9 protein-coding genes are annotated in these 9,251 nt (G+C 61.1%); 2 read left to right on the forward strand and 7 right to left on the reverse strand.

What is annotated here, in order from left to right; all coding sequences use genetic code 11:
• Nucleotides 1-102: 102 nt before the first annotated feature.
• Nucleotides 103-981, forward strand: coding sequence for an MBL fold metallo-hydrolase (locus BLP82_RS07725; protein WP_092166450.1), 879 nt, complete (start codon nt 103-105; stop codon nt 979-981).
• 202 nt (nt 982-1,183) lie between these two features.
• The gene (locus tag BLP82_RS07730; protein WP_092166454.1) at nt 1,184-1,798 is read left to right on the forward strand and encodes an NAD(P)-dependent oxidoreductase; all 615 of its coding nucleotides are present in this window, start codon (nt 1,184-1,186) and stop codon (nt 1,796-1,798) included.
• A 20-nt stretch (nt 1,799-1,818) separates the two neighbouring features.
• On the opposite strand, the gene BLP82_RS07735 is transcribed toward BLP82_RS07730, so the two are convergent.
• The 7 genes from BLP82_RS07735 to BLP82_RS07765 all read right to left on the reverse strand — a co-directional run bounded on the left by BLP82_RS07735 (nt 1,819) and on the right by BLP82_RS07765 (nt 8,811).
• Complete coding sequence (locus BLP82_RS07735) at nt 1,819-2,148, reverse strand: GlpM family protein (RefSeq protein ID WP_170842284.1); 330 nt, start codon at nt 2,146-2,148, stop codon at nt 1,819-1,821.
• A gap of 24 nt (nt 2,149-2,172) precedes the next feature.
• The gene (locus BLP82_RS07740; RefSeq protein WP_053124572.1) at nt 2,173-3,501 is read right to left on the reverse strand and encodes a two-component response regulator AauR; all 1,329 of its coding nucleotides are present in this window, start codon (nt 3,499-3,501) and stop codon (nt 2,173-2,175) included.
• Entirely contained in the window at nt 3,498-5,399 is a 1,902-nt protein-coding gene (locus BLP82_RS07745) for a two-component sensor histidine kinase AauS (protein ID WP_092166455.1), read from the reverse strand. Before BLP82_RS07745 ends, BLP82_RS07740 begins: the two co-directional genes overlap by 4 nt.
• Nucleotides 5,400-5,557: 158 nt before the next feature.
• Nucleotides 5,558-6,292, reverse strand: coding sequence for an amino acid ABC transporter ATP-binding protein (locus BLP82_RS07750; protein WP_003204983.1), 735 nt, complete (start codon nt 6,290-6,292; stop codon nt 5,558-5,560).
• Complete coding sequence (locus BLP82_RS07755; protein ID WP_092166460.1) at nt 6,289-6,960, reverse strand: amino acid ABC transporter permease; 672 nt, start codon at nt 6,958-6,960, stop codon at nt 6,289-6,291. Before BLP82_RS07755 ends, BLP82_RS07750 begins: the two co-directional genes overlap by 4 nt.
• Nucleotides 6,960-7,706, reverse strand: coding sequence for an amino acid ABC transporter permease (locus BLP82_RS07760; protein WP_014339891.1), 747 nt, complete (start codon nt 7,704-7,706; stop codon nt 6,960-6,962). Before BLP82_RS07760 ends, BLP82_RS07755 begins: the two co-directional genes overlap by 1 nt.
• A 190-nt stretch (nt 7,707-7,896) precedes the next feature.
• The gene (locus BLP82_RS07765; RefSeq protein WP_060740928.1) at nt 7,897-8,811 is read right to left on the reverse strand and encodes a glutamate/aspartate ABC transporter substrate-binding protein; all 915 of its coding nucleotides are present in this window, start codon (nt 8,809-8,811) and stop codon (nt 7,897-7,899) included.
• Nucleotides 8,812-9,251 lie beyond the last annotated feature (440 nt).

The raw sequence follows: 9,251 nt of genomic DNA on the forward strand, positions 1-9,251 counted from the left end.
TTTCAGAAACAAACTATGTTCCAGCATCGCATTTTTTGAAACGAGTCAGGTAACTAAGCTCCGTCTCATTCCCCTGGCGGGTTTTTCGACAACGGAGCACACATGACCGGCTTTATCCCACTCAAACGCCTGCTGCTGGCAACTGCCGCCCTGGCTTTCACGGCCCAGAGCTGGGCCGCCGGCTTGACGCTCGACGTCTACAACCCTGGCGCGGCGGCGGTTTTCCCGGTGACTTCGGTGTTAGTCAGCGGTGAAAAAGAGGCGATTCTGGTGGACGCCCAATTCGGCATGTCTCAGGCCGCCGAGGTGGTGGAAAAAATCCGCGCCAGTGGCAAGCGATTGACCACGATCTACATCAGCCATGGCGATCCAGACTACTATTTTGGTCTGGAGACCCTCACCGCCGCGTTCCCTGAGGCCAAGGTGCTGGCGTCGGCGCCGACCGTCGAACACATCAAGCACACCATGGACGGCAAACTGAAATACTGGGGGCCGATCCTGAAAACCGATGCGCCGGCCAAGGCCATCGTGCCCCAGGTGCTCAAGGGCGACAGCCTGACCCTGGAAGGCCAGCGCTTGCAGGTCGTCGGCCTCGATGGTCCGCAGCCGGACCGCAGTTTCGTGTGGATTCCATCGATCAAGGCCGTGGTGGGCGGTGTCGTGGTGGCCGAGAACATTCATGTGTGGATGGCCGATACCCAGACGCCGCAGTCTCACAAGGATTGGCTGGCGACGCTGGACACTATCGAAAAGCTGCAACCGGCCACTGTCATCCCCGGCCATTACCTGGGCGAAAGCGCCCGCTCCCTGGTCCCGGTGAAATTCACCGCCGATTACATCAAGGCCTTCGACGAGGAGGCCGCCAAGGCCAAGGATTCCGCCGCGCTGATCCATGCCATGAAACTACGCTATCCGGACCTGGGTGAAGACAACTCCCTGGAGCTCAGTGCCAAGGTGGCGAAGGGCGAGATGAAGTGGTGAATACCGATCTGTGATCGGAGCACCGTTGTGGCGAGGGGATTTATCCCCGCTGGGCCGCGAAGCGGTCCTAAGAAGGCTGACCAAGTTATATCAGGCCTGTGGCATGTGATGCATTTAGGGGACTGCTTCGCAGTCCAGCGGGGATAAATCCCCTCGCCACAAGAGCATGTATTTCAACATCGCTAATCACTGGAGAGACACCATGAGCAAAATCGCAATCATCGGCGCCACCGGGCGTGCGGGTAGCCAACTGTTGGAAGAGGCCTTGCGCCGCGGTCACAGCGTGACGGCCATTGCCCGCAACACCGCGAAAATCGGCGAAAGGGCCGGGGTGGTCAGCAAACAGTTGGACGTATTGGACAGCGAGGCGCTGATCGCCGCGATCGACGGGCATGACGTGGTGATCAGTGCCACGCACTTTGCCAGCGTGCCGGCCGACAAGGTCATCGCACCGGTGAAAGCCGCCGGGGTCAAGCGCTTGCTGGTGGTCGGCGGGGCCGGTTCGTTGCTGCTGCCGGATAACAGCCGGGTGATCGACAGCGACGGCTTCCCGGAGGAGTACCTGGCCGAAGCCAGCGCCGGTGCCTTGTTCCTGGATGTGCTGCGCAAGGAACAGGACCTGGACTGGACCTTCCTCTCGCCTTCGGCGGAGTTCGTGGAAACCGAGCGCACGGGCCAGTTCCGTGTCGGCAAGGATCATCTGCTGTTCGACGCCGACGGGCGTAGCTGGATCAGCTTTGCCGACTACGCCATTGCGATGATCGATGAAGTGGAAACGCCGCAGTTTTCGCGGACGCGATTTACCGTCGGCTATTGAGCCGTAGGTTTTTACAGGGATCAGCCGTGCACCCGCACCCAAACGGTGACCAGCACCGTCGCTGCCATCAGCCAGGCGACGGCTGCCACGGCCAATGAGGCTTCGAGGCGCAGGCGGTCGACCATGACGTACAGCGTTGCGAGATAGACGAAGTACGGAATGATCGACCACATGCCAAACACGATGGTGGTCTTCAGATCGTCCACCGAGCGGCCTTTGCCAACTATGTAGTGGGCAATCAGGGCGAAGGTGGGAAACAGCGGCACCAGCCCGGCGATGTAGTAATTCCGGGTCTTGGCCAGCATCGCCAGGATGACCACCACGGCTGCACCCAGCGCCGCCTTGAAAATCAGGTCCACACGTTCACCATCCGGTTAATGGCTCAGGCCATATTTTTTGACTTTGTCGAACAACGTGGTCTTGGCCATGCCCAGTTCCTGGCTGGCCTGGGTCAGGTTGCCGCCGCTGCGCTGCAGGGCGTCCACCAGCAGATTGCGCTCGAACGCTTCCACCGCTTCGGCGAAGGCCAGGCCCTGGCTGCCGCTGCTGGCACCAGACCTCTTGAACGCCGGCAGGCCGAGGGCGTAGCGCTCGGCGACGTTGCGCAGTTCGCGCACGTTGCCCGGCCAGTCGTGGCTCATCAGGTTCGACAGGGTCTGGTTGTCCAGCTCCGGCACCGTGCGGTCGAAGCGCAGGGACGACTGCTGGAGAAAATGCTCGAACAATTGCAGGATGTCTTCGCGCCGCTCGCGCAAGGGCGGCAGTTCCAGGGTCACCACGTTGAGGCGGTAGTACAGGTCGCTGCGGAATTGTCCGGACCGGCCCATTTCGTCCAGGTCGGACTTGGTGGCGGCGATCACCCGACAATCCACCGCCACGCTCTGGTTCGAGCCCAGGCGTTCGAGGGTGCGTTCCTGCAACACGCGCAGCAACTTGATCTGCAAGGGCAGGGGCATGCTTTCCACTTCATCGAGAAACAGCGTACCGCCATCGGCGTGCTCGATCTTGCCGATCCGGCGTTTGCCGGCACCGGTGAAGGCGTTGGCCTCGTGGCCGAAGATCTCGCTTTCGAACAGGTTCTCCGGCAGGCCGCCGCAGTTCAGCGCGACGAACTGCTTGTCGTGGCGTCGGCTGAAATCATGCAGGCAGCGGGCGACCAGTTCCTTGCCGGTGCCGGTTTCGCCTTCGATCAGGACGTTGGCCGAGGTGTCGGCGACGTTGGCGATCAGCGCGCGCAGATGTTGCATGGCCGGCGAGCGGCCAATGATCCGGCCTTCCAGGGAATCGCGTTCGGCCAGTTGCCGACGCAGCGATGACACTTCCCGGGCCAGGCTGCGCTGTTCCAGGGCGCGACGGGCGACGTCCACCAGGCGCTCAGGGGAGAAGGGTTTCTCCATGAAGTCATAGGCGCCTTTTTGCATGGCCCCGACGGCCATGGAAATGTCGCCGTGGCCGGTGATCAGCACCACCGGCAGGCTGCGGTCCCGCGCCTTGAGACGAGTCAGCAGTTCCAGGCCGTCGATGCCCGGCAGCCGAATGTCGCTGATGACGATGCCGGCAAAGTTATCGTCGACTCGCTCCAAGGCCTCTTCGGCGCTGCCCACGCCGATGCAGGGAATGTCTTCCAGGCTCAGGGCCTGCTGGCAGCCCAGCAGGACGTGGGGGTCGTCTTCGACGATCAGTACGCTCAGGTCGTGGTTCATAGCGGCTCGGCAGGTGAAAGGCTGACCAACGGTAGATTGAGGACAAACGTAGTGCCACGCTCAAGCGGGTACTCGACGCCCAGGTGTCCACCCGCGGCGGCGGCCAGGCTCGCCGAGAGCGTCAGGCCCAGGCCCAGGCCCTGTTCGCCAGGTTTGGTGGTGAAGAACGGTTCGAACAAATGCTTGCGGGCTTCGGCATCGATGCCGTGACCATTGTCCCGCACCCGCAGGCGATATTTGCCATCGGCGGCCTGGCCGTCGAGCCACAGTTTCGGCTCGGGTTGCGTTTGCATGGCGTCCAGGGCGTTGCCGATCAGGTTCACCAGGATCTGTTCGAGGCGGGTCTGGTCGATTTGCAATTGGACGTCATCGAAACCGCTGTGGATCTGGATGTCCAGGTTTTCCAGGCGCCCGCCCAGCAATTGCAATGCGGCCTCGACGGCCTTGCCCAGGCTCGCCCGGCCCTGGTCATCGCCGCGCCGGGCGAAGGCGCGCAGGCTGGCGGTGATCCGGCCCATGCGGTCGATCAATTCGTTGATGGTCTTGAGGTTGGTGCTGGCGATGTCCAGCTGGCCGCGCTCCAGGAAACGCACGGTATTGCCGGACAAGGTGCGCAGCGCCGCCAGCGGCTGGTTGAGTTCATGGGCGATGCTGGTGGACATCTGGCCGATGGCCGCCAGTTTACCGGCCTGGACCAGTTCGTCCTGGGCCCGGCGCAAGGTCTCTTCGGCCTGGCGCCGCTCGCGGATCTGGCCCTTGAGTCGTTCGTTGCTGGCGCGCAGGTCAGTGGTGCGTTCGGTAATCCGACGCTCGAGCTGGTTGTTGGCTTCCTGCAAGGCTTCCCGGGCGGCGAGGCGGGTGGCGATGACCTTGCGTCGTTCGTTCCAGGCGATCAGCAGGAACGCCACCAGGGCGAAGGCCACGGCCACCAGGATGCCTTGGTTGATCGCCTGGCGACGCAGGTCTTCAAGGGGCGTCAGCAAGGTGAAATTCCACGGGGTATCGCTCAAGGGCCGGGTCTGCGACAGGTAGCTGATGGCGCGTTCGTCGGACACCAGTTCGGTGTTGGCCGGGAAGGTCAGCTTCTCCATGCCCTCGGCCAGGCGTTCCCGGGCCAGGGGCACCAGTTCATTGAGCGGGAACCAATAATATTGCAGGCTGCGGGCCAGGCGTTCCTTGGTCTCGTCGCTCAGGGGCCGCACCGACTTGAGTCGTCGCGCCGGGTCGCTGGACAGGATGATGATGCCGTTCTCATCACTGACGAACGCCTCCAGCCGCGCTCTCTGCCAGCGCTCTTCCAAGGCTTCTAGGCGCACCTTGACCACGGCCACGCCAATGATCTTGCCCTGTTGCTCCAAGCCATGGGCCAGGTAGTAGCCGGGTTCGCCATTGGTGCTGCCGATGCCGTAGAACCGTCCCGGCTGGCCGCGTACGGCGTTCTGGAAATAGGCGCGGAAGGACAGGTCTTCGCCCAGGTAACTGTCGACATCGCGCCAGTTGCTGGTGGCCATCACCCGACCGGTGGTGTCCATCACGTAGATGGCCCGGCTGCGGCTACGCCGGTTCAGGCCTTCGAGGTATTCGTTGACGGTCTTGCGATGCTCGGGCGTGGGGTCGTCGAGCAATTGCGAGACACTCGATTCAAGCTCCAGCAGGCTGGGCAGGTAGGTGTACTTGCTGATCTCGCTCTCGACCGCACGGGCGTGCAGCTCCAACTGGCGCTCGCCATTCTCGGCGAGGCCACGTACGCCATAGTGCTCGCTGATCCAGAAGCCGAGGTAACCCAGGCCGATCATCAGCGCAATGACCAGGGGCGGCAGGAACAGATGGCGGATCAGGCGGGGTTTCACGGCGAGTGATGGCGGCGCGGCGCGATAGAGGGTGGGGTCGCATTTCATCACAGAAGCCTTGGGTCAACCACAACACAAATCTACAAGCCAACTCCGATCCCTTGTGGGAGCGAGCTTGCTCGCGAAAGCGGTGTGTCAGCCACATTGATGTTGAATGTGCTGCCCTATTCGCGAGCAAGCTCGCTCCCACAGTGGGGAGCGGTGTTTTAGTGCTGCAGGATTTTCTCAAGGAAATGCTGCGCGCGTTCGGAGCGGGCGCTGATGTCGCCGAAGAACTCCTCTTTCTTGCAGTCTTCGATGATCTGGCCCTGGTCCATGAAGATCACCCGGTTCGCCACTTTGCGGGCGAAGCCCATTTCGTGGGTCACGCACATCATGGTCATGCCTTCGTGAGCCAGCTGCACCATCACGTCGAGCACTTCGTTGACCATTTCCGGGTCAAGGGCCGAGGTCGGTTCGTCGAACAGCATCACCACCGGGTCCATCGCCAGGGCACGGGCAATCGCCACCCGTTGCTGCTGGCCGCCGGAGAGCTGGCCCGGGTGCTTGTGGGCGTGGGCCGAGAGACCGACCCGCTCGAGCAGTTGCAGGCCTTTCTTGGTGGCTTCTTCCTTGCTGCGGCCCAGCACCTTGATCTGCGCGATGGTCAGGTTTTCGGTGATGGTCAGGTGCGGGAACAGTTCGAAATGCTGGAACACCATGCCCACCCGCGAACGCAGCTTCGGCAGGTTGGTCTTCGGGTCGGCGATGGAGGTGCCATCGACCACGATGTCGCCTTTCTGGAACGGTTCCAGGGCGTTCACGCACTTGATCAGCGTGGATTTGCCCGAACCCGATGGCCCGCACACCACCACAACCTCACCCTTGCTGACCTCGGTGCTGCAATTGGTCAGTACCTGGAAGTCCCCATACCACTTGTTGATGTTCTTGATAGAGATCATACGGCGAACCTTTTTTGCAGACGCTTGACCAGCAGCGAGGCGGCAAAGCTGATTGTGAAGTACACGAGACCTGCGATGATCAGGAACTCATTGGAGCGGCCGATGATGTCGCCATTGGCCCGCGAAGCATTGAGGAAGTCCACCAGGCCGACCGTGTAGACCAGCGAGGTGTCCTGAAACAGGATGATGCTCTGTTGCAGCAGCAGCGGGGTCATCTTGCGAAACGCCTGGGGCAGGATGATCAGGCGCATGGTCTGGCCATAGTTCATGCCCAGTGCCTGTGCCGCGCCCATCTGGCCCTTGGGGATCGACTGCACGCCGGCCCGCACGATTTCGCAGAAGTACGCCGCCTCGAACATCATGAACGCCACGACGCAGGAGCCGAACGCCCCGATCGGCGTGTCTTCGCCGGTGATCCAGCGCAGCACGAATGGCACGGCCAGGTAGAACCAGGTAATCACCAGCAGCAGCGGGATCGAACGGAAATAGTTGACGTAGGCGCCGGCGATGTTGGAGACCAGCTTGTTATGGGACAGGCGCATCAGCGCCAGGATCGTCCCCAGGATGATCCCGCCGACGACACCCAGAGCCATCAGCTTGAGGGTCATGACCATGCCGTTCCACAAGCCGGGAATGGCCGGTATGACGCCAGTGAAGTCGAATTCCATTATTTACCCCCCACGGAGATCAGGCCGGGCACCGCGACTTTCTTCTCGACCATGCGCATGAGCAGCATCAGGCTCATGTTCAGGGTGAAGTAGATCAGCGTCGCCAGGGTGAAGGCTTCGAACAGGTTGGCGGAGAACTCGGCGGTCTGCTTGGTCTGCGCGAGCAACTCCATCAGGCCGATCAGCGAGGCCACCGAGGAGTTCTTGAAGACGTTGAGGAATTCCGAGGTAAGCGGCGGAATGATGATCCGATAGGCCTGGGGCAGCAGCACGTTCCAGTAGATCTGCGGCAGCTTGAAGCCCATGGCTCGGGCGGCGGATTCCTGGCCGCGGGGCAGCGCCTGGATGCCGGTGCGCACTTGTTCGCAGACCCGGGCGGCGGTGAACAGGCCCAGGCATACGACGACGCTCAGGTAGGCCGAGGTGGTCGGGTTCAGGTCCTGTTTGTACCACTCCTGCATATCAGCGGGCAGCAGGTCCGGCACCAGGAAGTACCAGATGAACAGCTGAACCAGCAGTGGCACATTACGGAAGAGTTCCACGTAGCAGGTGGCGATCCCCGACACCAGCCGGTTCGGCACGGTGCGCATCACGCCGAGCACCGAGCCCAGCAGCAGGGCGATGATCCAGGCCACGACGGCGATAGCAATGGTCCAGCCCAGGCCGGCTACGTACCAGTCGAGATAGGTCTCGCTGCCCACGCCGGTGGACTTGAAGAACACGCCCCAGTCCCAGTTGTAATTCATTAGGGTCTCCCCTCAGATCGTTCGATATACAAATGCCCGCCTGGGGAAACTCCGTTCCCGCCCGGCTTGGAGGCCAGGCACACGCGATCGGCTCGACAGCCACCGGTTCGAGTGTTTCCAGATTTGCCAGCAGGGAGTGACCATCCCCTGAAAGGGCCGGGCCCCTTCAGGAGATAAGGTTAGTCAGAAATCAGGATTTCTTGTCGTCAGCCGCTTTATCGGTCGGCTTGGCGATCAGTGCCTTGAGTTCGTCGCTCATCGGGAAGTTCAGGTTCAGGCCTTTTGGCGGGATAGGCTGCATGAACCATTTTTCGTAGATCTTGTTGATCTCGCCCGAAGCGTAGGTGGCCTTGATGGCGTCATCCACAGCCTTTTTGAACGGCTCGTCGCCCTTGCGCATCATGCAGCCGTAGATTTCGTAGGACTGTGGTGTACCGGTCACGGCCCAGTCGTCGGCTTTCTTGGCCTTGGCGGCTTCGCCGGCCAGCAGGGCATCGTCCATCATGAAAGCAACGGCGCGGCCGCCTTCGAGCATCTGGAAGGACTCGCCATGGTCCTTGGCGGAGATGACGTTCATGCCCATTTGCTTGTCGGCGTTCATGGACTTGAGGAGGCGCTCGGACGTGGTGCCGGCGGTGGTCACGACGTTCTTGCCCTTGAGGTCGTCGAAATCCTTGTACTTGGAATCTTTCTTGGTCAGCAGCCGAGTGCCGATCTCGAAGATGCCAACGGAGAAGTCAACCTGCTGCTGACGCTCGACGTTGTTGGTGGTGGAGCCGCATTCCAGGTCCACCGTGCCGTTCTGCACCAGCGGGATACGGGTTTGCGAGGTGACCAGGTTGTACTTGACCTGCAGGTTGGGCAGGTCCAGGTCTTTCTTGATCGCTTCGACGACTTTCAGCTGGATGTCGTGGGAGTAGCCGACCGGCTTGCCGGAAGCGTCCGCGATGTAGGAGAACGGAATGGAAGCGTCGCGATGCCCAAGCGTAATGACGCCGGACTCTTTGATCTTTTTCAGTGTGCCGGTCAGTTCGGCTGCGAAAACCGGAGTGCTGATCAGAGCGGCAGCAATGGCTGCGCCCAGGAGATGGGGAACGATACGCATCGATGTTTCCTCGACATTGTTTTTTTTATTTCGGCCGGTTTGTCGGCCCTGAGTACTTCGAGATACCTGGCAGCTCCTGGTGTGTTGGCGTACAGGCATTCGTCTCGAGAAGTGTAGAGCATGACTCGTGCCAGACCAGGTCGGCCTGTTTAACTTGTTGTTTTAGATGGTGATTAATGTTTTGTTTCAGGTTTTAGGCGGACTGTTTTATCCGGTTAGCCGAACTGACTGGCGGGTCGTGTTCGGAAAACCGAATGGCTTGAGCTTGCCCCCGATTCATTGTGGGAGCGAGCTTGCTCGCGATAGCGGTGTGTCAGTCCCATGGATGTTGAATGTGCTGGCCTCATCGCGAGCAAGCTCGCTTGTATGGTAGGACTTGAAGGGAGGAGGAGGGACAAAGCTCGATTCTGACTGTTAGCCGCAGTACAGACCGTGGGAGA

The organism is Pseudomonas sp. NFACC37-1 (assembly GCF_900101575.1).
Lineage (GTDB): Bacteria > Pseudomonadota > Gammaproteobacteria > Pseudomonadales > Pseudomonadaceae > Aquipseudomonas > Aquipseudomonas fluorescens_AA.